This window comes from Embleya sp. NPDC055664, assembly GCF_053618075.1.
The window spans coordinates 177,274-200,123 of record NZ_JBSHGZ010000018.1 but is presented as its reverse complement, the minus strand read 5'-3'; the positions used below and the strand labels follow the sequence as shown (position 1 = coordinate 200,123).

The 22,850-nt window shown below is 71.7% G+C and carries 18 protein-coding genes and 1 riboswitch; of the genes, 6 read left to right on the top strand and 12 right to left on the bottom strand.

The window, feature by feature from the left end; translation table 11 throughout:
- On the top strand, window positions 1–192 hold a 192-nt coding region (locus ACWGR4_RS27050; protein WP_452132101.1), incomplete at its 5' end, for a transposase.
- Between the two features lie 139 nt (window positions 193–331).
- Here ACWGR4_RS27050 and ACWGR4_RS27045 read toward each other — a convergent pair.
- Window positions 332–865, bottom strand: a complete 534-nt coding sequence (locus tag ACWGR4_RS27045) for a flagellar hook-length control protein FliK (protein WP_452132100.1) — start codon at window positions 863–865, stop codon at window positions 332–334.
- Window positions 866–1,027: 162 nt separating this feature from the next.
- Window positions 1,028–1,181: riboswitch (cobalamin riboswitch) on the bottom strand.
- Between the two features lie 250 nt (window positions 1,182–1,431).
- On the opposite strand from ACWGR4_RS27045, the gene ACWGR4_RS27040 reads away from it, so the two are divergent.
- Window positions 1,432–2,339 (top strand): IS5 family transposase gene (locus tag ACWGR4_RS27040; RefSeq protein ID WP_452132099.1). Its coding sequence is split into 2 segments (ribosomal slippage): window positions 1,432–1,780 and window positions 1,780–2,339, totalling 909 coding nucleotides; the frame shifts between segments, so codons are not numbered across the junction.
- Window positions 2,340–2,358: 19 nt separating this feature from the next.
- Here ACWGR4_RS27040 and ACWGR4_RS27035 read toward each other — a convergent pair.
- From ACWGR4_RS27035 to ACWGR4_RS27010, 6 genes are all read right to left on the bottom strand, one after another.
- On the bottom strand, window positions 2,359–2,895 hold the full coding sequence (locus ACWGR4_RS27035) for a hypothetical protein (RefSeq protein ID WP_380000443.1): 537 nt from the start codon (window positions 2,893–2,895) through the stop codon (window positions 2,359–2,361).
- A 109-nt stretch (window positions 2,896–3,004) separates the two neighbouring features.
- Window positions 3,005–3,508: a hypothetical protein gene (locus tag ACWGR4_RS27030; protein WP_452132098.1), complete on the bottom strand. Its 504-nt coding sequence runs from the start codon at window positions 3,506–3,508 to the stop codon at window positions 3,005–3,007.
- Window positions 3,509–3,693: 185 nt separating this feature from the next.
- The gene (locus tag ACWGR4_RS27025) at window positions 3,694–4,419 is read right to left on the bottom strand and encodes a hypothetical protein (protein WP_452132097.1); all 726 of its coding nucleotides are present in this window, start codon (window positions 4,417–4,419) and stop codon (window positions 3,694–3,696) included.
- Between the two features lie 65 nt (window positions 4,420–4,484).
- Window positions 4,485–4,871, bottom strand: coding sequence for a DUF5955 family protein (locus ACWGR4_RS27020; RefSeq protein ID WP_452132096.1), 387 nt, complete (start codon window positions 4,869–4,871; stop codon window positions 4,485–4,487).
- Window positions 4,872–4,925: 54 nt separating this feature from the next.
- A complete protein-coding gene (locus tag ACWGR4_RS27015; RefSeq protein ID WP_380000436.1) occupies window positions 4,926–6,296 on the bottom strand; it encodes a hypothetical protein in 1,371 nt (456 codons plus the stop codon).
- 1,351 nt (window positions 6,297–7,647) lie between these two features.
- The gene (locus ACWGR4_RS27010; RefSeq protein WP_452132095.1) at window positions 7,648–8,376 is read right to left on the bottom strand and encodes a DUF4232 domain-containing protein; all 729 of its coding nucleotides are present in this window, start codon (window positions 8,374–8,376) and stop codon (window positions 7,648–7,650) included.
- A 1,578-nt stretch (window positions 8,377–9,954) separates the two neighbouring features.
- Here ACWGR4_RS27010 and ACWGR4_RS27005 point away from each other — a divergent pair.
- The 3 genes from ACWGR4_RS27005 (at window position 9,955) to ACWGR4_RS26995 (ending at window position 12,625) form a co-directional block, all read left to right on the top strand.
- Entirely contained in the window at window positions 9,955–10,983 is a 1,029-nt protein-coding gene (locus ACWGR4_RS27005; RefSeq protein ID WP_452132094.1) for a helix-turn-helix domain-containing protein, read from the top strand.
- Window positions 10,973–11,611 carry a hypothetical protein gene (locus ACWGR4_RS27000; RefSeq protein ID WP_452132093.1) on the top strand — a complete coding sequence of 213 codons (639 nt, stop codon included), beginning with the start codon at window positions 10,973–10,975 and terminating at the stop codon, window positions 11,609–11,611. Before ACWGR4_RS27005 ends, ACWGR4_RS27000 begins: the two co-directional genes overlap by 11 nt.
- A 201-nt stretch (window positions 11,612–11,812) precedes the next feature.
- The gene (locus ACWGR4_RS26995; RefSeq protein WP_452132092.1) at window positions 11,813–12,625 is read left to right on the top strand and encodes an SAM-dependent methyltransferase; all 813 of its coding nucleotides are present in this window, start codon (window positions 11,813–11,815) and stop codon (window positions 12,623–12,625) included.
- A gap of 33 nt (window positions 12,626–12,658) precedes the next feature.
- On the opposite strand, the gene ACWGR4_RS26990 is transcribed toward ACWGR4_RS26995, so the two are convergent.
- A complete protein-coding gene (locus tag ACWGR4_RS26990; protein ID WP_452132091.1) occupies window positions 12,659–13,585 on the bottom strand; it encodes a helix-turn-helix domain-containing protein in 927 nt (308 codons plus the stop codon).
- A 121-nt stretch (window positions 13,586–13,706) separates the two neighbouring features.
- Window positions 13,707–13,940: a DUF397 domain-containing protein gene (locus ACWGR4_RS26985; protein ID WP_452132090.1), complete on the bottom strand. Its 234-nt coding sequence runs from the start codon at window positions 13,938–13,940 to the stop codon at window positions 13,707–13,709.
- Between the two features lie 525 nt (window positions 13,941–14,465).
- On the opposite strand from ACWGR4_RS26985, the gene ACWGR4_RS26980 reads away from it, so the two are divergent.
- Window positions 14,466–17,384, top strand: a complete 2,919-nt coding sequence (locus ACWGR4_RS26980) for a LuxR C-terminal-related transcriptional regulator (RefSeq protein ID WP_452132089.1) — start codon at window positions 14,466–14,468, stop codon at window positions 17,382–17,384.
- Between the two features lie 43 nt (window positions 17,385–17,427).
- Here ACWGR4_RS26980 and ACWGR4_RS26975 read toward each other — a convergent pair whose 3' ends face one another.
- From ACWGR4_RS26975 to ACWGR4_RS26965, 3 genes are all read right to left on the bottom strand, one after another.
- Window positions 17,428–18,264 (bottom strand): class I SAM-dependent methyltransferase, encoded by an 837-nt coding sequence (locus ACWGR4_RS26975; protein ID WP_452132088.1) that lies wholly within the window; start codon window positions 18,262–18,264, stop codon window positions 17,428–17,430.
- Window positions 18,261–19,691 (bottom strand): cytochrome P450, encoded by a 1,431-nt coding sequence (locus ACWGR4_RS26970; protein ID WP_452132087.1) that lies wholly within the window; start codon window positions 19,689–19,691, stop codon window positions 18,261–18,263. Before ACWGR4_RS26970 ends, ACWGR4_RS26975 begins: the two co-directional genes overlap by 4 nt.
- Before the next feature lie 79 nt (window positions 19,692–19,770).
- Complete coding sequence (locus ACWGR4_RS26965; protein WP_452132086.1) at window positions 19,771–22,758, bottom strand: NHLP bacteriocin export ABC transporter permease/ATPase subunit; 2,988 nt, start codon at window positions 22,756–22,758, stop codon at window positions 19,771–19,773.
- Window positions 22,759–22,850: the final 92 nt, after the last annotated feature.

Sequence of the window (22,850 nt, the reverse complement as noted above, 5' to 3'; positions counted from 1 at the left end):
GGTCCTGCGGGCGGGCGTCCGCCGGCGTTCGACCGACAGGCGTACCGCGAACGCAACGTCGTGGAACGGTGTTTCGCCCGCCTGAAGCAGTTCCGCGCGGTCGCGACGCGCTACGACAAGCTCGCCGCCCGCTACAGCGCGGGCGTCGTCCTGGCCTCGCTGATCCTGTGGCTCCGCGAACCACAACCATGATCGTTTTGTCAGACAGGCCCTAGTGCCGCGTTCGTCCCGGGCGGCGTGCCCCCACGGGCGGTGATCCTGTCGGAACGAACGCGGCGGTCGCGACACCGAGGGCGAGGCTGCGTCGGAGTCTTCGGCGGTTCGGCCGGTGCTACGGGCGCGTCGGGGTCACGCGCGGCGGCGGGTTGGTGCTTGTCGTCTTGTCCTTGGAGAACGACCAACCCTCGAAGCTGCCCAGCGGAGGCTTGCGGGCGCTCGCGCCCCACGAACTGTAGGTCCAAGTGCCGTTGTCGGGCGCGTGCCAATAAGACCAGTAGGCGGATGCCGGCGGGGTGTTGACGCACGGTTCGGTGTCCACGCCGGGCTTGCCCTCGATCCGGCAGATGAACGCCTCTCCCCAGCGGTTGGTGCCCTGGATCCGGAAGCCGGCGTTCTTCAGCGCGGCCAAGCCCGTGGCCTGGTCGCCGGGCGCACAGCGGGTGAGTGTGGCCCCGCCGAGTTCCTGGAAGTCGACGATCACGGTCACCCCGTTGGCATCCGGGCAGACACCGGCGGAGCCCTTGGTGGGATCGATGGCGTAGGCGGGCGGGGCGTTCACGGTGATCTGGGCGGTGGCGGGCAGCACAAGCAGGGCGAGCGCCCCGACCAGCCGACCTATTCGAGCCTTGTTTCCACGAATCTTCACGCGCGGATCCCTTCGGGCGACGGGCGTCGGCACGAGCGGCGAGAGCGACGCCGACCGGGCCGAGCGATGTTCCTCTCGGGACCGCGCACCCCCGGTATCCACCGACAAGACATCGCCTTACGTGAAATCCGGGCCTCAGCGTGCAGTCCACGACAGCTGGAGCCTCAAACTCGTACGAATCCAGGTGTTCCGACTCGCGGTGGCCTGCCGGTCACCGCCTACGGTTGCGGGTCAGCGCCGGACTTCGACCGGCTTCCCCTGGACTTCGAACCATGCGGTTGTCGCCGACTCGAAGAGAGCCGGCTTGCGGAGCGTACGAGACGCCCTGTTCGTCGGACAACGGGTCATACGATGAATCCGCGATGTCGTTCATCACCTTCTTGGGTGCTCAACGCTGGTTTGCACAACGGCGGTTTCGGTCAGCCGGGGCGCACTGGGCCCCACGACAGGGGACCTGGGAAGCACGGCCGGGAGGCGTCCTGCGAACTGCCCACCAGGGAGGTTGGGAGGTTCCCATGCATGGGGGCGTCGCCCGGGTGCCCTAAGGCGTGTCTGATAATGATCTTGTGGTGTCTCGGGGTGGGTTGACGGATGCGGCGTGGGTTCGGATCGAGCCGTTGTTGCCGGTGGTGGATGGTCGTGGTCGGCCGTGGCGGGATCATCGGCAGGTGATCGACGGGGTGTTGTGGCGGTTGCGCACCGGTGCTCCGTGGCGGGATGTTCCGGCGCGGTACGGGCCCTGGCAGACGCTGTACGAGCGGTACTCGCGGTGGGAGGCGGACGGGACGTGGGCCGCGCTGCTCGAACACGTGCGGGTGCGGGACGACGCGGTCGGCCGGGTCGACTGGTCGGTGTCGGTGGACTCCACCGTCGTCCGCGCGCACCAACACGCGGCCGGAGCACGCAAAAAGGGGCTGCGGACGGGGACGAACCGGGCGGCATGGAGCGTGCGGCGCCGCGCCCGACGCCTGCGGGCCGCGAGGGACTCGGCCGTTCGCGGGGCGGGTTGACCACCAAGCTGCATCTCGCGGTGGACGGGCGGGGGTTGCCGTTGTCGATCGTGGTCACCCCGGGGCAGACGGGGGACGCGCCGGCGTTGGACGCGGTGCTCGCCGGGATTCGCGTGCCGCGGCTCGGTCCGGGTCGGCCGCGGGTGCGGCCGATCCGGGTGATCGCGGATCGGGCGTACTCCTCGCGGGCGATCCGTGCCCGGTTGCGGGCGGCGGGGGTGCGGGTGGTGATTCCCGAACGGGCGGATCAGCGGGCGAATCGTCGCCGTCGGGGTCGAGCCGGCGGGCGCCCGCCGGCGTTCGACCGGCAGGCGTACCGCGAACGCAACGTCGTGGAGCGGTGTTTCGCCCGCCTGAAGCAGTTCCGGGCGATCGCGACACGCTACGACAAGCTCGCCGCCCGCTACACGGCGGGCGTCGTCCTGGCCTCACTGATCCTGTGGCTCCGCGAACCACAACCATGATCGTTTTGTCAGACAGGCTCTAGTCGCGGTCCCATGCGGACAGGGTGTCGGTGACCATGCGGGTGGCGAAGTCGGGGTCGTCGGTGAGGTGATTGATGTGTGCCGCGAGCAGGAAGGCGGTCGCCTCCAAGGGAGTCATCTCGTCCTCGGTCCAGCTTCCGTACTGTGCGCGCCACAGACTTGGGCTCAGGCCCGTTCCCGCGGCGACGACCAGGCCGGCCATGGTGGGGATGGCTTCGGGGCGGATGCTCACGGGCATCCTGCGCAGCGTGGCCACGAGGTTGGGCACCACACGTTCGATGGCGTCCATGCCATGCTCCGCGTAGGCGACCCGCAACCACTCCATGAAGAGGAGGATGAGCGTGCATGCGCCGTCCAACACGGCCGCCGCTCCCTCGGGGCCCAGCGACGCGACGAACCGGTCCGTCAACTCCTGCTGCTCCGGATCGGTGTCGATCCGGTCGCCGTGGATGCTCTTGAGGCGAGAGTCCACCATCATGAGCGCCGCACCGACGTCGCCGACGGGGGCGTGTAAAGGATCGCAGGGTGATGACACGGAACACCTCCTCGCACAGCCATCGGACCTCGGGTGGGGTTCGGACGTCGCGAATCTCGATACCGGCACCGTGGGGAAGCGGTTTTCCGTGACGCGACGCAGGTTGTGTTCAGGTGGCGGTTCGCGGGTTCAGGTAGTCCAGGAACAACGATTGCAGATCCGGGGTCAGGGCGATGACGTCCTCGCTCGTCGGGACCAACGTCAACCCGCCTCCCTTGGGGATGCCGCGGTGAAATGCGGCGTCGACCCTACGCGCTTCGAGCAGACGCCCATCCGGAGACAGTACGAGGCGGTGCTCGCCGGAGCCGGTCTCCGGTGCGAACGTGGCCAGTTCCCAGCCCTTCCCGACCTCCTCGAAGACCCGCACCACGTGTGTCTTGCGGCCGAACAGGCCGGCCTTCTCCGTGCGCGTGTCGACGTGCAGGAACAGTGATACGAGCTTCCGTGTCGGCAGCCGCCCGGCTACGTCGGTCACGAAGGCGGCGAGCTCGGGAGTCATCCCCACGCCCCGGCGCGACTCGATGCCCGAGAGTCTGAGGCGCTCCCGCTCTTCCGCGAACTCGATCTGTTCGATCTCGTGCTCCTGCCTTCGAGCATCGTCGACCGGCCTCATCCGCCACCCCCACGTCCTTGGTGTCCGGCACGTTAGCCCGCGATGGGCCGTCGTGACTCACGAATGACGAAGAACCACCGCGCGAAGGCGCGGAACCCGGTGGTGGTGTACGCGTGGCCCGCCCGTGGGAGGTCCTGGCCAGGCCGGCCGCGCGCGGACGATTCGCAAGCGTGGTCGGCGCGAGTTCACGGGCGCGTGGTGCCCGTTGCGCGCAGGGTGCCCTTGGTGATGGTGCCGTTTCGTATGGTGTAGGACCCCGCGAAGAGGTGGACGCTGCCGTCGGTGCGCTGTGCGGCGACTCGTACCTGCACGGTGTCGCCGCTGACGGAGTCGACGGACAGCCGGTCGCTGACGGTGTCCGAGAAGCCGGCGACGAACGTGGCGTAGGTCGATCCGAGGTTGCTGCCGCCGAGGGTCCAGGCCGTTGGGTAGTCGCCTCGGTTGATCGCGTCGTAGTAGCGGGCGACGACGGTGGCCGGGTCCGATGCCGGAGTGCCGGTCGGGGCGAGGGCGGTTGTGCCGGCCGGGGCCGGGCGCGTAGGTGAGAACGACGCGCTCGGGGACCGGCCGGTCGAGAACGAGGCGGCTGCCGTCCTCGGCACGAACACCGGGGTCGGCGGGAGCGGCGTGCGAGTTCCGGGGGCGATGGCGGCTTCGGAGGTCGTGGTTGCCGCGGTGGTGGTGTCGGAGCCGGAACCGATCTCCCGGAGCAGAAGAATCGTGACGGCGATGCCGGCCGCGCCGAGGACGGTCAGGACCGCCAGGAGGACGCGCCGATTCCCCGCGTCCGCGGGGGTGCTCGCCGGCGCGGTCGTTTCGGCGTTCCAGGGGCCTACCTCACCGCCGCAGACGGTGCAAAAGCGCAGCGCCGCCGCCGAGAGGGCGGCCCCGCAGTGGGCGCACATGATCATGATGGCTCGCCTCTCGGGGAGTCGATGCCGTGCCGTGGAAGCGGAGTTCGCCCCTCGGCGGTCGGTCAGGACGCGAACAGGGTGTTGATCGCCTGGATGACAAGCGCGATCGCTCCGCTCAACGCGGTGGCGCCGCCCACGGCGTCGCGCAATGAGGTGGCGGTTCGCTTCAGGCGCACGCGACTCGGTGGGGTCAGGGCGAGTTCGTGGCGCAGTTCCTCGGCGTCGGCGAGGGCTTGTTCACGGTCGGGCAGTGTGGTTTCGGTCGCCCGAATGCGGACGATGAGTTCGTCGACCGCCGCCCGCAGCTCGTCCGGGGTCCGGGGTGTCGACGGGGTGGCCGATCCGGTGGTCGTGGTCTGTTCCGCCCGGGCCTTGTGGCCGACGGCGATCGCGGACTCGCTGACGCTCGCGTTCTCGCCGATATCGACCTTGTTTGTTTCCTTGCTCATGTCGACTCCGCTCGTTTCGTATCGGATTTGGTTGCGGTTCGGGTCGGGCGGTTTCTAGGGTTTTCCGTTCGAGGTGGCCGAGGCTCCTCGGCCGACGCTGAATGCCGACCCGGTGACGGTGGCTCCGGCGCCCACCGTGAGGCTGTTGTTGACGATCGTCTCGGCGCGCCGCTTGAGTTCTGCGGGGTCGATGTTCTTTTCTTCGAGGAAGTCGACGAGAGTGTCGAAGATCCTCTTTTCCACGACCTTCGTATACATTTCCTGATCAAGTTTCTGGAAATATCGGTGATAGCCGATCAGGAGCCCGTCCGAGTCGAGGCCGAGTCGGAGGATTGTTCGAATGACCGGGCTCAGCATCGGGTCGAGGACGGGGCCCAGCGAGGGAAAACGGTTCGGGACACGGGAGCGCAGGTCGCTGGCTTCCTGCCGGATGCTCAACAGGGCGCCGTGGTTGAAGGTGAAGCGCCTGGCGACCATCCGCCGTTGACGAGCCTGCTTCCAACGCCGTCGAGGGCCCGCGAAGACCTGCTTGAGGGTGCGTGGGATACAGCGGAACATCAGGCCGAACCAGCGGAATCCACTGGCCACGACGAGCCGCGCGAACTCTCCGAACGTGGGATGCAGCAGCAGGTCGTCGATCTCGTAGTAGCGCCAGTCCAGAGGCGGCAGCAGGGAGTGGTTCACCTCGACGAACAGATGTGAGGAACCGACGGTCACCCGCAGGAAGAGCGTGTACACGAGCTGCCCGCCCCAGCCGACGATCTCCACCACCAGATAGGGGCGGGCCCGATCCTCGGGATGCTCGGTGAGGTATGCGACGACCGCGTCGGAGACGCGGTCGACCGGGCGCGGGTTCCGGCCGGTCAGGAACCGGCTGTCGTGGTGGATGTCGGCACCGTTGATGAACAGCCGGTCGTGCACGCTCAGCCCGGGAAGGTCGAGAAGCGCGATCCGGGATGTGAGCCTTTCGCGCAGCTCGGAGGCCGTGAAGGAGCCGACGGGATCCTCGTCGCGCGCCACCGTCGTGTCCAGGGCGAACGACCAACTGTCCAACGTCCATCCGTGACCGAGGAACGGGTCGAATCCGCTGTACGTGCTCACGTTGCCGGCCGCGTAGGTGGCGACCAGGTCGATCTGGTCCCGCGTCACCTGGAGTTGTGGATCGGGCGCTCGGGAGGCGTCGAACGTCCCGCGCCGCAGCGTTTGCGCGAGGGCTCCCCAGCGGGTGACGTACGCCTCGGCGACGACCACGGCCCAGGACGCCACGACCACGAGCATGCCCGCGACTGCTCCGACGGTCGCGAAATTCACGATGGCCAGGATCAGCAATACGGCCAGGGCCGCGTCGCGGGTCAGATGCCGGGCACGAGCGGCGATGGCGTGCTTCATGACCGCGACGAGGTCCACACCCGGGGAACGCACCACCGCACGGAGCGGCTCCTCGAGGACATCCTCGACGAGTTTCTCGGCCAGCTTGCTGTCCAGGTGAACGGCTGCGCACAGGTAGCGTGTTGCCTCATCCGCCGTTGCGCTCGGTGTGCTCGGTGTGCTCGTTCCGCTCGGTGTGCCGGCGGGTTGCCGGGGTCGGTGATGGACCACGCGCGCGGCGGGCGGCGGGGCCGCCTGGCGGGTGGGCATTCGCACGGACGGAGTCGCGGTGTCGTTTCGGTCCGCCGGCTGCGGTGGCACGTAGTCCGCGCGCTTTATCTGTAGACCGCAACTACCGCAGAAATCTGCTCCCTCGGGATTCTCGTGACCACACGAATTACAACGCACACCCCATCGCCCCCCCACGCTCCGGATCCGGAGAATGCCCCTGGGTGCGACATTACTCGCCTGGAGCGTGCGAGGGCGGAATAGTCGGGATGTTCGTCGAAGCGATGAGAATCGTTGTCAGGAGAGAGAATCCGACCTTCCGGTTCGCTGTCATTCGATCGTTCGTGGCTTCTCGCAGGCAAACTGCGGAGAAGCGGAAGAGCGACGAGAATCCAAGCCCCGTCTCCGTCCCATGTCGGGCGCCGGCAACCACGGCCGCGCAGTCGATGGCGAGCCTGGGCGTCGACCCTCGTCTGCACCGCAATGCCGAGCACGCTCAGCCTGTTCACGGCATCCACAGCGCATGCCGCCACGGACGTATCATCCGTGGCCGTCACCGCCGACGGTGCGGGCTACGTGGCAATGCGCAATGGTGGCAACGGAGTTCATGCCTTCGGCACGGTGCCCGCGCTGGGCAGCCCGTCCGCCTGTTCAGGCTCGCCAACTCGTTGCAGCACCTTCGCGGGGCGCGATGCCCACGGCATGCCCGTCATCAACACCACCTTCGGCGGCAGCCGCTGGAGCTCGAGTTCGTCTCCTCGGCCACGAGGCCGGGGGACGCACCGCGGTTTGCGCGAAGCAGTGGTGGACACGTCCGTCGCCGTCGTTCGCCGAGATGACCGGACGTCTGGAGGAGTTCGCCCCCGTGTACGAACTCCCAGCGAGTGATGGCAGGTTGGGCGAGCGCGACCAGGATCGGGCCCGATTGTGGATCGGCACGGCGCCGAGCAAGGCCGGGCGGTACGAACGCGCCATCGAGGAGATGGCCGAGGCCACGCGTCGTCCAGGGCATCGCAGGCGGCCGGTACGTGGACTTCGCCGTCTTCGAGACCGAGCACGTGCCGACCCGCCCGGCTGGGCTCCACGGGCGGATCGGGTCGACGGACGAAGACCTCGGACGTCGATGTCCTGTTCGGCATCGCTGCCCGAGGTCTTCACCGGTCCGGCGCATCGTGGGGGGTCAGTTGCCTTGGCCGGCGCTGCCGATGGGGCCGACGTCGACGGGGGAGCCGGCGCCGTCGATGACGGGCAGGGTGGGGGTGCCGGGCCAGTTCAGGGTGATGGTCTTGGTTTCTCCGGGCGGGGTGACCTCGATGCCGGTGATCTTGACGCCGTAGGGGCCGGTGGCGCCGCTGGGGTAGGTGATGCCGAAGGACACGGAGGTGTCGCTCTTGAGGGTGAACGGGTCTGCCGGGGCGCCGATGCGTTTGGCGGACAGGGGTCCATTGGTGGTTTGGAGGTCGACGCCGGCGAAGCCGGACATCGTGCAGTTGTGGCCGATGTTCTTGAACGTCACGGCGACGGTGAGTGCGTCGTCGCCGCTGATGGTGGCGTCCTGGGCGGTGGCCCGCAGGTCGTCGGTGCGGCACTTGCCGATCGAGGTGTTGTCACCGGCTCCGCCGCCTCCGCCGGCGGCGGTCGTGCCCTGTCCGGTGGAACTCTTCCCGGCGGAGTCCTTCGCGAGGGAGCTCTTCCCGGCGGGTTCGCTCCCGCCACCACCTCCACTGCCTCCCGGGTTGCCGCCTGCGTTGCCGCCGGTGGTCGAGGCCCCGGGCGGGGCGACGGGCGAGGAGCCCTGCGCGGCCCCCGCGTTCGAGTTCGAGTCCGATCCCTGGCACGCCGTCATCGACATCGCGCCGCCGAGGACGGCCGCGGAAACGAGGAGGGCGGTGCGACGGTTGCGGAACATGAACGACCCCTTGATAGCTGGTGGTTGAAGCCGAAGCACTCTCGGCTCCTCGGTGCCTGCCCAACCACCATGGCGGGGCCGCCGGGCCGGGCGATACCCCGGTCGTCGCACCACGACGCCGCTGTCGCAGACCGGTGACAAGGTCACGAGAAGGAACGAGAACCACCTCGAACCACCCCACCCGACACTCCGACGACACCACGTTTGCCCTGGTCACAGCCATCAGAGGTCGCTCCGAAGGACAGTGTTACAACAGCCCCGTCCGCCGGTGACCCGGACGCCGCCCCGGCCCGAACGGCACCCGCATCGGATTCGACCGCGACGGCCTGGCGGACATCTGCGCCGCGTCGCTGCGCCACGTGCCGACCGCGGGCACTCCTTGGCGCGGACCCGGAGCGCGGTCCTGCGACTCCGGACGAGCCGGCCGTGTCCGGCATTGGTCGTGGCGCCGACGCCCGTGTGTTCGACAGGCCGGCCGGCGGCGACGGCAACTACCCACCCGGATGACCCGACGGCCCCGGCCGTTCTCCACGTCGCGCTCTCCGCCGGGGCCGTCGTGCGGAACTCGCAGGCGTTCGCGCGTCGCATCCTCGACCTCGGCTGCGGCGTCCCCACCCGGCCCTACATCGTTGATGCGTATCGCCGACATCGCCGATCTTCTCGGCGGGGGTGCGGTCGCCGTACCGGCGACGGCGGTTCGGAAGCGCCTCCGACGTTCGGCGACCTTCATGCGCGACCTTGTCCGCCGACGGCCGGTCGGCTCGTATGTGGTCGACAGCGATCGGTCGGGTGGCCGCTGCGCGATCACCGACGCCATGCACGCCATCCGACGAGGCCGTGTGTTGTCGGCCGGGCTTGAGGTGCTGCCGCCCCGGACCGGGCGACGTTGCGTCGTGGGGGACCGACGACATCGGTTCCCCCGGACCGGTCACCTGGCAGGTTGGGGAGTTCGCATGTTGGCCGGTGTTCGTGCGTGATGGGGATTGTGTGGCGACGGTGTCGGGCGTGCTGATTCGGTGGGGCATTTTTTTGGTGGGGGCGATGGGTGATTCCTTTGCATATGCAATTGCATGGGTGTCACTCGCAGGGGTGGATTCGTGGTCGGGGTGGGCTTTGGGGCGGTGGATCGGAGAAAACGGGACGTTCCTGCGTGGTGACGTCTTCCGATCGGGTTGCTCCCGGTCGTGGTCGGGTTGTGCGGCGCGACCTGCGCTTCTTTGGGCACTGTGGGATCGTTGTCGGCGGATTCGACGGGGTTCGAGGGGGGCTTCGCGGCGTCGGGGTGCGCGGCCGTGCATTTGCATTTCTTGGGATTCCTTGGCGTTTCGGAAACTCTAGGGGTAGCTTCCGGAGCGTCGGACGATCCGGATCGACGGTCGTCGCCCCGGGGCCGCGAGGGAACAACGATCAAGGAATCGACATGGTGGACGACTTATCCGCCGGAGGAGTTTCGGACGATCTCCGGCGATTCCCGAGAACGGCATTCCCTGCTTTCCGTTCGGGGAAAGCATTCGGCAGGCGGGGACGGCGGCCGGCCGGCTCCGGGGCCACGCCCGGGACCGGAGGGAGAGACACGGGATGAACGCCCGCAGGGGCATCACCACGTGCGCCGCGTGCGGTCGACGCTTCGCGCGGCGCGACACGGGTGACCGCAAGCGGCGCTACTGCGCCCCCGGTTGCCGGCGGCGGGCGCGCACGGCGCGGGAGCGGGAGACGCCGCCGGCTGCCGACCCTCGGGGGTTGGAGGCGGGCATCGTGGCGATTCTGCGTCGGGTGGCCTGCGCGCTGGAGGAGGCCGAACGTACGCGTGAGCCGTTGCGGGTCCGGCTGGCCTACGCGGACCGGCTGAGCGGGGAGACCCAACGATATCGCGCCGTGGTGGGGGAGGCCCGGCCAGGCACGGCGGTACGGCTGCGCCCGGAGTGGTCCGCGCAGTTGGCCGCGCGTCTGGGGGCCCGGTCGCATCCGGGCGACGACGCGCGTGGGGACGCGGACCTGTCGGCGTCCCAGCACGCCGGCGAGCGGCTGGCGGCGGCGTTGCGCGAACTGCGCCGTACCGCCGGGGTCACCGTCGCGGACCTGGCCTGGCAGGCCGGGATCAGTGAGGAGTTCCTGGCCCGAATCCTGGCCGGGGAGGTGTTCGCGTCCTGGCCGGTGGTGGAGACGTTGGCCGGGAAGCTGGGCGGCGAGGCGGCGGAGCTGCGTGCCCTGTGGGAGTGCTCGCGCGGGGTCGACCACGGCATCCGGCGCGAACTGCCGGCCCTGGCCGCGTTGTTGACCGCGATGGTGCGCGGCCTGTGGCTGGCCGCCGGGCGACCCGCGCCGGATCGGATCGGCGGCGATCCGTTGTGCCCCGGCACGGTCGAGCGGGTCCTGGCCGGTGAACTGATCCCGGACCGGGCCGGCGCCGAGCTGCTGGTGGAGCGACTGGGCACGCATCCGGACGTGATCCGGCGGTTGTGGAAGCAGGTGCACTACGGCGTGCTGATCCGCCTCGGCGACGCCGGATTCCCGCCCGGAGGACTGCCGTTCGCCGCCCTGCCGGGGGCCGGGTGGCGCTCGGACCCGGTGACCGGGACGCACATCGGCGACGGCGATGTCGGCTGACCGGGGCGCGCCGGCGCTCGCGGCCGTCCGGACCCGGCCGCCGGCGCCGATATCCGCCGCGCGGCGCCCGGTGGCGCCGACGGCCGTCGAGCCGGAGCCGGATCGCGCCGATGGGGAGCCGGTCGGGCCCGGTGGATCGGCCGGGGCGCCGATCGACTTCGCCGCGTTCTGTCTGCTGCATCGGGCGCGGTGGGCGCAGTACGCCCGGCACCGGGTGGGCGATCCCGTCCGCGGTGAGCGGGCCGTGCGGTCGGCCGTGGCCGAACTCGCCGGCACCTGGGCCGACATGCTGCGCGGGCCCAACCCGACCGCCGGGGCCTGGCGCATCCTGGGCCGCGCCGTCACCGCCTCGCACACCCCCGCCCGGGGCACCCTGTACGACGCCCTGCCGTGGCCGCAGGCGGACGCGGTGGTGCTGCACTACCGGCTCGGCATGACCCTGACCGCCGCGGCCGACCTGATGGGCACCGATCCGCCCGAGGTGGCCGCCCAACTGGTCCTGGCCGAGCGCAGCCTGCCCACCGCCGTGGTCAGGACCCTCGAACGCCGTCCCGACGCCGCGCCGCGTCCGGACGGCCGCGACGCCCCGATCCACGCCCGCGGTCCCGACGGCCCGGGCGGCGGATGAGGGCGTGCGGGTCGTGCGCAACCCGTGCCGCGCGACCCGCTTTTCCCCCACCGTGCCGTTTCGCGCCGGGTGCGGACCACCGACTTCCCGACCCGAGTGCCTGCCCCGGCGCACGTCACGCATCTAGCATTGGTCCGCGCACGGGCGGCGACCGGAAGACCGCGGTGGGTTCCGGCGAGCGTGGACGCACGAGGGGGCGCGATGGGGAACGCGGACGGACCGATGGCCGAGATCGACGTGGACACACCGAGTGCCGCACGGATGTACGACTGGTATCTCGGTGGCACCGACAACTACCCGGCCGATCGCGCGGCTTGCGAGGAACTGCTCAAGATCGTCCCCAGTACGCGCGAACTGGCGCTGAACAACCGGGCGTTCCTGCGCCGCGTGGTCCGGGTGCTGGCCGCCGAGTACGGCGTACGGCAGTTTCTGGACCACGGATCCGGGCTGCCCACCCGGGACAACGTTCATCAGGTGGCGCAGCGCGTGGACCCCGCGTCCCGGGTGGTCTACGTCGACAACGACCCCATCGTGCTCGCGCACGGGCGGATGTTGCTGGAGGAGAACGAGAACACCGCCGTCGTCCAGGCCGACATGACCGATACCGACGGCATCTTCGGGCGCCCCGAGGTCGAGCGGCTGATCCGGCTCGACGAACCGGTCGCGGCGCTGTTCGTCTCGGTCCTGCACTGCCTGCCCGAGTCCGCCGAGCCCGGGGCGATGATTCGCCGGGTCGCCGACCGGCTGCCCCCGGGCAGCTTCATGGTGATCTGCCAACTGGTCAGCGAGGACCCGGCGATCCGGGACGGGGTGAGCGACTTCATGGACCAGGCCACCGGCGGCAACTGGGGTCGGGTGCGCGACCGTGCCCAGGTGAACGACTACTTCACCGGGCTGACCGTGCTCGAACCCGGGCTGGTGGAGGTGTCCACCTGGCGCCCCGACTCGCAGGTCGCCGCGCGCCAACAGACCGACGAGTGGATCGAGTACGGCGGCCTGGCCCGGGTACCCTGACCCGGGTGCCCCGGCGGGGCGCGATCCGGCGGGTCAGCTCTCGGCGGCCGCGGTGAAGTGGCGTTCGGTGTCGCGCAACATACGCTCGCTGGAGGCCCGATTCTCGGCCGCCGCCCACAGGCGCAGCAGGATCTCCCGATAGGCGTCGATGTCCGCGCGCCTGCTCAGGTACGTCGCGCTGTTGGCCTGCTCCAGGTAGATCATCTCGCTCGGCCCGCCCGAGGCGAAGCGGAGATACGTCATCGGCGACGGCGGGGCGACACCGGCGGCGCGATCGAAGCGCACCACGCGGATGTTGATCCGCTCCCGCGCCGACTCGGCCAACAGGTGCCGCATCTGCGCTGCCATCACCGCCGGACCCCCGACAGGTCGGCGCAGGATGCCCTCGTCCAACAGCGCGGTCAGATCCGGGCGATGCTCGTCCGCGAGCAACGCCTGGCGCTGGAGCCGCAGTTCGATGCGGCGCTCGACCTCCTCGGGCGCGGCACGGGGCAGCCCCGAGCGCACCACGGCGCGGATGTACTCGGGCACTTGGAGCAGGCCCGGCACCACGTGCACCTCGTAGGTGTCGATCTTGGTCGCCGAGTCCTCCATCCCGATCAACCGGGCCAGCCAGCCCGGCATCACGTCGCTGTAGTGGCTCCACCAGGCGCGCTCCAGCGCCTTCTTCAGCAACTCCTCTATCTCGGACAGGGATTCCTCGTCCCGGACCCCGTAGTAGCGGACCAGATCGAAGACGTCCCGGGGACGCGGCGGGCTCTCGCCGCGCTCCAGTCGGCTGATCTTGGACATCGACGCCCGGATCGCCTCGGCCGCGTCCTTCAGCCCCCGGCCGTTGTCCAGCCGCAACTTGCGCAGCGTCGCGCCGAGCACCTTGACGGCTGCGGCCGGACTGGTCTGCTGGGTGAGGGACACCACGGGTGCGATCGACGGTGCGCGGGCCGGGTGTTCGGCGGACATGGGAACTCCAAGGGGCAGACGGACGTCCGCCATTATCCCGAGACGGGATCCCGCGTGTCCGTCGATTGGGCGACCGCGCCGCGGTCCCCGGGTCGGTTGGGCGACCGCGTCGCGGTCCGGGTCAGTCGATGGGCCCGGCGCACCCCCGGAGTCCGGGGTTCGCGACGAAGCCGGCGAGGCTCGCCCGGGAGTAGACCAGAGCCGGTCCCCGTGCCCGCCGCGAGTCGCGGACCGCGATCGCGCCGCCGGGCAGCAGCGCCACCTCCACACAATTGCCCTCGGCCGTACTCGCACTGCTCTTCACCCAGGTCACCGACCCGAACGAGTCCGCCGCATCCCCGTTGCCGGCACGCATCGTCATCACCTTCCCGCTTCCGTCCGATCACTGCCCCGGATGGCGCGACCACGGACGGTTTTGCCGTTCGTGCAAAACCAGGTGCATTCGCATCATGGAACCGATGGCGGGCGCAGTCACGGGAATCGCCGAACCGAGTGGCCCCAATTCCCGGCGTCAAGGGGCGATTTCGGCCCGGATCGGCGGGTTTTACGCCGTGTCGGATCGTGTTGAAATGCGTTCAACGGACGGTCACAAGATCCTTGCGTAGAGTTGGAGATCGGGTCTTGTGGCACGCCACCGCAATGGCGTAACAAGGAACCCGCTGCTGGAGACACAGTTGATCGGCGTGCCCCACATCCCGATTTCGGGCCGCCGTGCACCGCGTCGGACCGGGGGGCCCGCGCGGCAGGAACGGAACCGCAAGCGCACGGCCGACCCCGGGGGGACGGTGGTCGAGAACGTACGTGTCCTACCGCTGCGGCCCCGCGGGGAGCCGTCGGCGGCGTTCCCGACGACAATCGGGCTGCCCGGTCTCCCCGCAGGGTGTCGCGGTGCGGGCCGCGCTGGGGGGAAGGGGTCGCTTCAGTGGAACCGGAGCGGGTATCCGAACTTTCCGATCTGCTGGCGCACGCACGCGCCTCGCGGACCGGAGCCGGCGGACGGGCCGTGATCATCCGTACCGCGTCGGGAATGTGGTGCCGCGAACTGCTCGTCGAGTTCACCGAGCGCCAACGCCGCGCGGGCGCCGCTCCCGTGCTGGTCTCGTGCCAGCACCGCGACGCCCGCGAACCCTTTGCCGCGTTGCGCCAGTTGCTCGCCGGACTCGGCGACGCGGCGCAGCCGGCCGGGGACGACCGGTTCGACGAACTGCGCCGCGCGCTCCCGCACACCGTGCCCGAGGACCACGGGCGGCCGCTGTTCGACGAGTTGTACGAGGTGCTGCTGCCGGCCGTCCGGCGCTGCCCCCGCGTGATCGTCGTCGACCACGCGCAATGGATGGACGATGCCTCGCTGCGGTGGTTCGCGCACCTGGTGCGCCGATTGACCCGACTGCCGCTGCTCGTGGTGCTCGGCGTGCGCGTGGACGACGACCTGCCCGCGCGCGACGCGCTCGACGACATCGGCGCGCAGGCCGCCTGCCACGAGAGCACGCTGCGCCCGCTGTCCGTGCACAGCGCACGGGAGTTGGTGCAACGCGCCTACGCCGGTCGAGTCCCCGACGATCCGTTCGTGCGCCTGTGTCATCACGTCACCGGCGGGGTGCCGGCGTATCTGGTCCGGTTGATCGACACCCAGCTCCAGGCCGGACTGCCGCCGGAGTTGGGCCCGATCCGCTCCGGGGTACACCTCGACGGGCGGCCCCGGCAGACCAGGGCCGACCACATCCGCCGGATCGCCGCCCGGATCGAGGCGGCGGCGGTGACCACCCGCCTGGCCCGACAACCCGAGCGGGTCCGGGCGTTGGCGCAGACGGTCGCACTGTTCGGCGACGGCGCCGACCTGGACATCGTGGCCGACCTGCTGGGCACCGGGCCGGACCGGCTGGACGGGCCACTGGCCGAACTCGTCCGGGTCGGCGTGCTGCGCGGTACACCCCCGGGCGGCCGGTTGTCGTTCCGCACCCCCGAATTGCGCGACGCCGTGCACGACACCATCCCCGAGACGCTGCTGCGCGATCGGCATGTGCGGGCCGCCCGCCGGCTCGGCGACTACGGCGCGCCGCCGACGCGCGTCGCCGAACACCTGTTGCGGATCGACACGTTGCACGTGGACGAGCACGCGTGGGCGGGCGCCGTGCTCTACGAGGCGGGCCGGGCCGCGCTGGAGGCGGGCGCGACGTTGCGCTGCGCCGAATACGCCCGGCGCGCGCTGCGCGACGACCCGGCCGCCGAACACCGGGCGCGCCTGCTCGTGTTGCTGGGCCGGGCCGAGGTGCCCACCGCGCCCGAGGCGGCCGCACGGCACCTGGAGGAGGCGCTGCGGCTGCTCACCGATCCCGGCGAACGGGCCGAAGCAGTACTGGAGTTGTGCCACGCGCAGGTGCTGCGCCAGGGGGACAGTGTGGAGGCGGTGATGCGGCCCGCCCGGGACGCGGCGGCGCGGCTCGGCGAAGTGGCCGAGCGGGACTGCCCCGACCCGGACGTGCGGCTGCGGCTGCGGGCCATCGCGCACCTGGGCGGACCGACCGCCGAGGCCCGATCCGACCGGGAGGCCCGCTCCGGTCTCGACCGCGCCGCCGCCGAGGTCACCGGGGTCACCGCGGGCGAGCGCGAACTGCTCGCCGCGTTCGCGTCGGACAGCGCATGCCGGGCCGAGCCCAGCGGCATCGCGCTGGACCTGATCGAACGCGCGCTGGCGGGCGAACCGCCCCGGGGCAGCGCGTCGGCGCTGCTCCTGCTGCGCAGCGTGGTGGTGCTCGCCTGGGCCGGCCGGCTGGACGAGGCCCGCACGTGGGCGGGCAGCCTGACCGCGGCGATCCCGATCGGCCCGGCCCACTCGCGGATCGGCCTGCCCACCGTGGTCGCGCACTGCCTGTGCGCGGACATCGCGCTGCGCGCCGGGAACCTGGCCGAGGCGCTGGCCGAGGCACGCACCGCCGGCCGGCTCGCGCGCGGCCCCGAACTGTCCGCGCTCACCCAGCTGACCAGGGTGCAACTGGCGCGCATCCGGGTGGTGTTGGGCCAGTACGACGCGGCGACCACGATGTTGCGCGGGGCCCTGGGCGTGCCGCGCGCACGGGCCACCGCGCTGGGTGTGCGGGCCCGATGTAGGTACGCGGCCGGGGACCCGCGCGGGGCCCTGGCCGACCACCTCGAGTGCGGCCGACGGCTGACCGAACTGGGCATCGTCAACCCGGCGCTGAGCGACTGGCGCGGCGGCGCCGGCCTGGCCCTGGTGGACCTGGACCGGCGGGCCGAGGCGGCGCCGCTGTTCGAGGAGGGCCTGGAGATCGCCCGCCGCTGGGGCGCGCCCGCCCCGATCGGCGAGGCGTTGCGCCACCGGGCGCGGATCGAGGGTCCGCGCGGCGCCATCCGGCTCCTGGAGGAGTCGGTGGCGATCCTTGAGCACTCCGGTGCCCGGCTGCAACTGGCGGAATCCCTGGTCGAGTCGGGCCGGGTGTACGCGCTGGCCGGTCAACCGGCGGCGGCCCGCGTGGCGTTGCGGCGCGGCATGGGGCTGGCCCAGGAGTGCGGTTGGGATCTGCTGGTGGAGCGGGCGCACAAGGATCTGCTCGCCTGCGGCGGCCGGTTGCGCCGGACCAGCCTGTCCGGCCCCGGCTCGCTGACCCCCTCGGAGCGGCAGATCGCGGAACTGGCCGCGGCGGGGCACACCAACCGGGCGATCGCCGAGTCGTTGTGCGTCACGCGCGGCACGGTGGAGGTGCATCTGACGCACGTCTACCGGAAGTTGGGCATCTCGGGCCGCACCGCGCTGTCCACGAGACTGGCCTCGACGCAGTGACGGTGACGCGCGTCACCCGACGCCCCCGCAGGGCGAACCTCCCTTACGACGTGGGTATTCGGCCGACCACCGCGAAGCCGAGGAGCAGGGTGAAGCCGTCGGCGGCGACGAAGCGCTCCCACGCTGCCATCGCCCGGGCGTAGGTCCCCAGGCCCAGCGCGCCCCGCTCGACCAGCGGAAGCAGGCGCTCGGGGGACAACTGCGGGGCGAGCGCGGCCGCGCCGCCGACCTCGTCGCTGGTGTACGCGAACGGGCGCACGGTGATCCCGGTCAGGCCCGCGCGGCGCAGGATCCGGGGCAGCCGGCGGGCCACCAGGCGATCCCCGCCGTCGGCGGCCTGGGCGGTGCCGAGCGCGCGGTAGGCGTCGGCGGACAGGGCCGACAGGTCCGGGTCCGCGCAGCCCCACAGCCCGGCGTCCACGTCGATCACGGCCAGCACGCCGCCGGGCCGCAGCAGCGCGGCCAGTGCCCGGGCGGCGCCTACCGGGTCGGCCAGGTGCTGGAACACATAGCGGGCCAGCACCAGGTCGAACGAGTCCGCCGGCAGCGGTGGTTCGGCCAGATCGCCCGCCACGTAGTCGATCCCCGCCTCGGGCGCCTCGGCCCGGGCCACCGCCAGCAGCCGCTCGTCCGCGTCCAGACCCACCAACCGGGTTCTTGGATCGGCCAGTTCGGCGCGCAGTCGGCGGGTGACCGCCCCGGTTCCGCAACCGGCGTCCAGCACCGCGCCGGCGACCGTGGGGGCCGTGTCCCGCAACACCCGCCACTCGTGTGCCCAGCTCAGCTCGGCCTGGATCTCCAACCGGCGCACCTCGGCCGGCACCCCGCCGAGTTCGGCCTGCGGCCGATAGCTGCCCCCGGGGCGGGCCGGGCCGATCACGGCCGACCACCGGTGGTGAGCGGGTGTGCGGTCATCAGCAGGCCGTCCCTGGGCCGCAGGGTCACCAGCGCCTCGGGCACCACCGGATGCCCGGCCACGCCGCGCAACTCCAGCCGCTGCAACACCGTGGCCAGCACCAGGACCGCCTCGGTCAGGGCGAACGACTGGCCGATGCACACCCGGGGCCCGCCGCCGAACGGTACGTAGGCGTGCGCGGGCCGGGCCACCCGGGCGGTCGCGGTGAAGCGTTCCGGGCGGAAGAGTTCGGGGTCCTCCCACACCGCGGGGTGCCGGTGCAGGGTCCACGGGCTGATGCACACGAGGGTGCCCTCGGGCACGTGGCGGCCGTCGAGCACGTCGTCGGCCGCGGCCCGCCGGGAGATCAGCCACACCGGCGGATACAGCCGGATCGCCTCCTCCAGGCAGCGCCGGGTCAGCTCCAGGCGGGGCAGGTCCGCGGCCCGGGGCGGCCGGCCGGCCAGTACCTCGGCCAACTCGGCTCGGACCGCCGCCGCGGCGTCCGGATGGCGGTCGAGCAGGTGCACGGTCCAACTCAGCGCCTTGGCCGTGGTCTCGTGCCCGGCCATCACCATGGTCAGCACCTGGTCGTGCAGTTCGCGGTCGCTCAGCGCGTCCCCGTGCGCGTCCCGGGCGCCGAGCATCGCGTCGAGCAGGTCGGCGGGCCGATCCGTCGGCGGGCCGGTGTAGCGCCGGGCGGCGACGAGCATGCCGACGACGCGGGCCAGGAAGGTCTGCGCGGCGGTGTACCGCCGGCGCAGCAGCGCCAGGTCCGCGTCCGCGACGGTCGGCGTGCCCGGTTCGCCGTCGAAGTGGCCGATGAAGCGGTTGATGTCGTCCACCGCACGGCCGAACCCCTGTCCCGCCGCGGCCAGATCGGCGCCGAGCAGCGCGTCCGCGACGATCCGCAGAGTGAGTGCGGTGAAGTCGTGGTCGACGCGGATGGTCCGCCCCTCCTCGGCGGCCCGCTCCCACGCGTCGGCCAGGTCCACGGCCGCGTCGGTCATCAGCGTGTCGAACTCCTCCACCCGACGCGGCCGAAACGCCGGCGCGCACAACCGCCGTTGCCGCTCCCAGGCGGGGCCGTCGCTGGTCAGCAGGCCCTTGCCGAGCAGCGGGGTGAGCATGAAGTCGTCCGGGGTGCCGGCCTTCGTCCACGCGGTGTAGTTGTCCTTGAGGATGTGCCGGACCAGGTCGGGGCGATTGACGAACCACACCACCTCGCCGCGCGTGCGATGGCTGCACAGGTCGCCGAACTCGGCGGCGAGCGTGGTGAGGAAGGCGAGCGGGTCGACCCGGATGTCGGCCAGGTCGAGGTCGTCGGCGGGGCCGGGCGGCCGGGCGTGGACGGGTGATCCGAGCGGTCCGGGTGATCCTGGTGGACCGGAGTGGAGGGGCGATCCGGGCACGGGGGCCTCCTGGGTGCGATAGCGGCCGAACTCGCGGGCGTGGTCGGGTGCCGTGGCGGTGAACCCACCGCCCGCGGCCTCACGTCATCTGACGCTGGACGAGCTGGTGGAACAGACCGTCCTCGTCGGCAAGCAACTGGTCCGGCGGCCCGGACTGGACCACGCGCCCGGCGTCGAGCACCACGATGCGATCGGCCTGCATCACCGTCGACAACCGGTGCGCGATGATGATCCGGGTGGCGTTCAGCCGCCGAGTGCTCTGGGTGACCACCTCCTGGGTGCGGTTGTCCAGCGCGCTGGTCGCCTCGTCGAAGAACAGGATGCGCGGCCGGCCGATCAACGCCCGGGCGATCATCAGCCGTTGCCGCTGGCCGGCCGACAGGGTCACCGCGCCGTCGGAGAGCACGGTGTGCATGCCCATCGGCATCCGGCCCAGGTCCTGGTCCAGTCCGGCCATCTCGGCCGCCTCCCAGGCCTCGTCCAGGGTGTAGTTGCGCAGTCCGCAGATGTTGTGGAGCACGCTGCCGGCGAACAGTTGCCCGTTCTGCAACACCACGCCGAACTGCCGCCGCACCGCCGCCACGTCCAGCGACGCGAGGTCCTGGCCGTCGTAGAGCACCGAGCCGGTGGTCGGCTGCTCGAAGCCGATCAGCAGCCGCAGCAGGGTGGACTTGCCGCAGCCGGTGGGCCCGACGATGGCGACGAACTCCCCGGGCCGGGCCCGCAGGTTCACGTCGTCCAGCACCGGTGGGGCGTCCGGCGCGTAGCGGAAGGACAGCCGGCTGACCTCGATGCCGCCGTACAGATCGCCCGGCGGCTGCTTGGACTCCAGCACCTCGGGCAACTCGGCGAGCACCGGCTGCACCCCCTCGAACAGCGGTACCGCCGCCGCCATCATCGTGATGCTCGCGGTCATCTGCAGCATCGAGCCGAGCATCAGGGCGTAGGCCACGCTGAACGACAGGAACCCGCCGACGTCCAACTCCCCGTCGGCGGGGCCGGAGACCATCGCGAACAGGAGCAGCGTGCACAGCAGCAGATAGCCCGAGTTGAACACCGTGACCGTGTTCTGCAGCCGCCGGGTGCGCACCGACAACGCCCGGCTGCGGGCGAAGCCCATCGCCCAGAACGCGAAGGCCCGGTCCTCGGCCGCCGCCACCCGCAGTTTGGGCAGCCCGATGAGCAGTTGGAACATCCGGCCGGACAACTCGTGCTCCTCGGCCATCAGTTCGCGCTGGCGGCGCATCTGGCGCAGCCCGGCGACCGCGCACACCGCGCCGCCCAGGGCGGCGAGCAGCAGGGCGAGCAGCGCCAGCGGCACGCTGTAGAAGAACAGCAGGCCCAGGTTGACCAGGAAGATCAGACACGCCGGCACGAACAGCGCGGTGACCCCGCTGAGGATCTCGCGCAGCGCGCTGATGCCCAGCGCGGCGCTGCTCAACGACCCGGAGGAGACGGACGCGAAGAACCCGGTGGGCAGGCGCAACAGCCGATCCCACACGGCGGCCTGGGCGATCGCCTCGAACCGCCCCTCGACCCGCAGCAGCGAGAGGTTCTGCACCGCGGACAACACCGCCGCCAAGAGCGCGGAGGCGAGCAGCACCACGCACATCTGGGTGACCAGGACCCGGTCGCCCTGCGGAACGAACACGCCGAGCACCTTCCCCGTCAACACCGGTACCGCCAGCCCGAGCAGCGCGGCGCCCAGGCCGCAGGCGAACAGCACGAGCACGTCGACCGTGCTGCCGCGCAGGCCGAAGCGCAGCAGGGTGCGGGCGCCGCCGGGGCGTTCGGGCAGGGCCGGATAGAACATGGTTGCCCGGTGCTCCAGGCGGGCCGCCCGGGCGCGGTCCACCGGCGTCCAGTCGGTGCCGGTGGGGTCGAGCACGTGATAGCGCCGACGCCGCCACATCAGGGCCACCGGACGGCGGGCGTCGGGGTCCCCGTCCGCCGGGCGGATGTGCCCGACCAGCGGGCCGGAGTCGGTACGCCACCAGCGACCCGTGAGCGCCACGTCGCGCACCCGGAAGCCGGAGGAGACGGCGATCCGCTCCAGCGGGTCCAGCCGGGCGTCGGCGGCCTCCGAGGTGCCGCCCCGGGTGATCGTCACCCCGCTCGCCTGCCCGACCACCCGGGCCACCGCGAGGTAGTCGTCCTGGTCGGCCGCGTCCAGGCCGACTCGGTGCACCGGCCGGTAGGGGTCCAGGACCGCGCCGAGGGCGCGCGAGGAGCGGCGCAGCGCGTCGGCATCGACCTCGCGGCGCGCGTCCAGCTCCCGGCAGGCGTTGCCGCGCCGGCCGCGCAGGCGTTCGTCCACGCGCTGCATCAGGGTGTGCTGGTGGTGGGCGAGGTCGTTGGCGAACGGGGCCTCGGTGAGCACGTCCAGGGTGCGGACGACGTGCACGAGCGCGCCGCCGACCGAGTACAGCCAGTCGGCCGCGCCGATCGCCAGCCGGCCGCCGAAGCCGACCGTGGCGCCCGCGTCGGGGATGTCGTCGGCCGGGGCGTCCCCGTCGGCCTCGTCCGGCCCGCCGATGGTCACCGACCCGGACAACACGCGCACCCACAGCGTGCCGGCGACCGAGCGGGCCGCGCCGTCGGCGGGCAACTCGGCGCCCTCGCCCGCTTCCAGGGCGGTGAAGGTACGCGGCGGCAGGCCCATCCGGACCGCGTCGGCCAGCGCGCCCAGGCCCCGGTCCAGGCCCGCCGCGAAGCGGCCCGCGAACGCCGCGTCGGCCGCGGCGGCGGCCAGTACGTCGGCCAGCGGCGCGGCCCGCACCGTCCCGCCGGGCAGCGGTTTGCCCAACATCGCGGTACCGCCGGCCGGCGCCCCGCACAGCACCGTCCCGGCCCCCACCCGGCACAGGAACTGCCAACGCCCGCCCTCCTCCCGGGTGGTGGCGAACACGTCCACCATGCCGGCGGTGACGAACCAGACCTGGAGGGCGCCGTCCAGTGCGCAGGCCCCGGCGAGTTCGGGGCCGAGCGCGGCACCGAGCGCGTGCAGGTCCGGCGGCGCGTCGTCGGGCGGCTCGGCGGGCTCGAAGCCCTGCGTGGGCGCGGTCATCCTTCCTCCTCTTTTCCGTGGGGGACGCCCGGTTCGTGGGGAGCGCGGCCCGCGTCGGGGGTGCTCGGACGGTCGGTGGGCGTGCGGCGCGC

Coding starts and splice junctions, on each gene's coding strand:
- ACWGR4_RS26985 (WP_452132090.1), bottom strand. CDS start 13,940: ATGCGTGCCGGCAACGGGGATGCGGCGGACTCGTTCGGGTCGGTGACC.
- ACWGR4_RS27010 (WP_452132095.1), bottom strand. CDS start 8,376: ATGTTCCGCAACCGTCGCACCGCCCTCCTCGTTTCCGCGGCCGTCCTC.
- ACWGR4_RS26965 (WP_452132086.1), bottom strand. CDS start 22,758: ATGACCGCGCCCACGCAGGGCTTCGAGCCCGCCGAGCCGCCCGACGAC.
- ACWGR4_RS27030 (WP_452132098.1), bottom strand. CDS start 3,508: ATGAGGCCGGTCGACGATGCTCGAAGGCAGGAGCACGAGATCGAACAG.
- ACWGR4_RS27000 (WP_452132093.1), top strand. CDS start 10,973: ATGTCGGCTGACCGGGGCGCGCCGGCGCTCGCGGCCGTCCGGACCCGG.
- ACWGR4_RS26995 (WP_452132092.1), top strand. CDS start 11,813: ATGGGGAACGCGGACGGACCGATGGCCGAGATCGACGTGGACACACCG.
- ACWGR4_RS27025 (WP_452132097.1), bottom strand. CDS start 4,419: ATGATCATGTGCGCCCACTGCGGGGCCGCCCTCTCGGCGGCGGCGCTG.
- ACWGR4_RS27005 (WP_452132094.1), top strand. CDS start 9,955: ATGAACGCCCGCAGGGGCATCACCACGTGCGCCGCGTGCGGTCGACGC.
- ACWGR4_RS26990 (WP_452132091.1), bottom strand. CDS start 13,585: ATGTCCGCCGAACACCCGGCCCGCGCACCGTCGATCGCACCCGTGGTG.
- ACWGR4_RS27020 (WP_452132096.1), bottom strand. CDS start 4,871: ATGAGCAAGGAAACAAACAAGGTCGATATCGGCGAGAACGCGAGCGTC.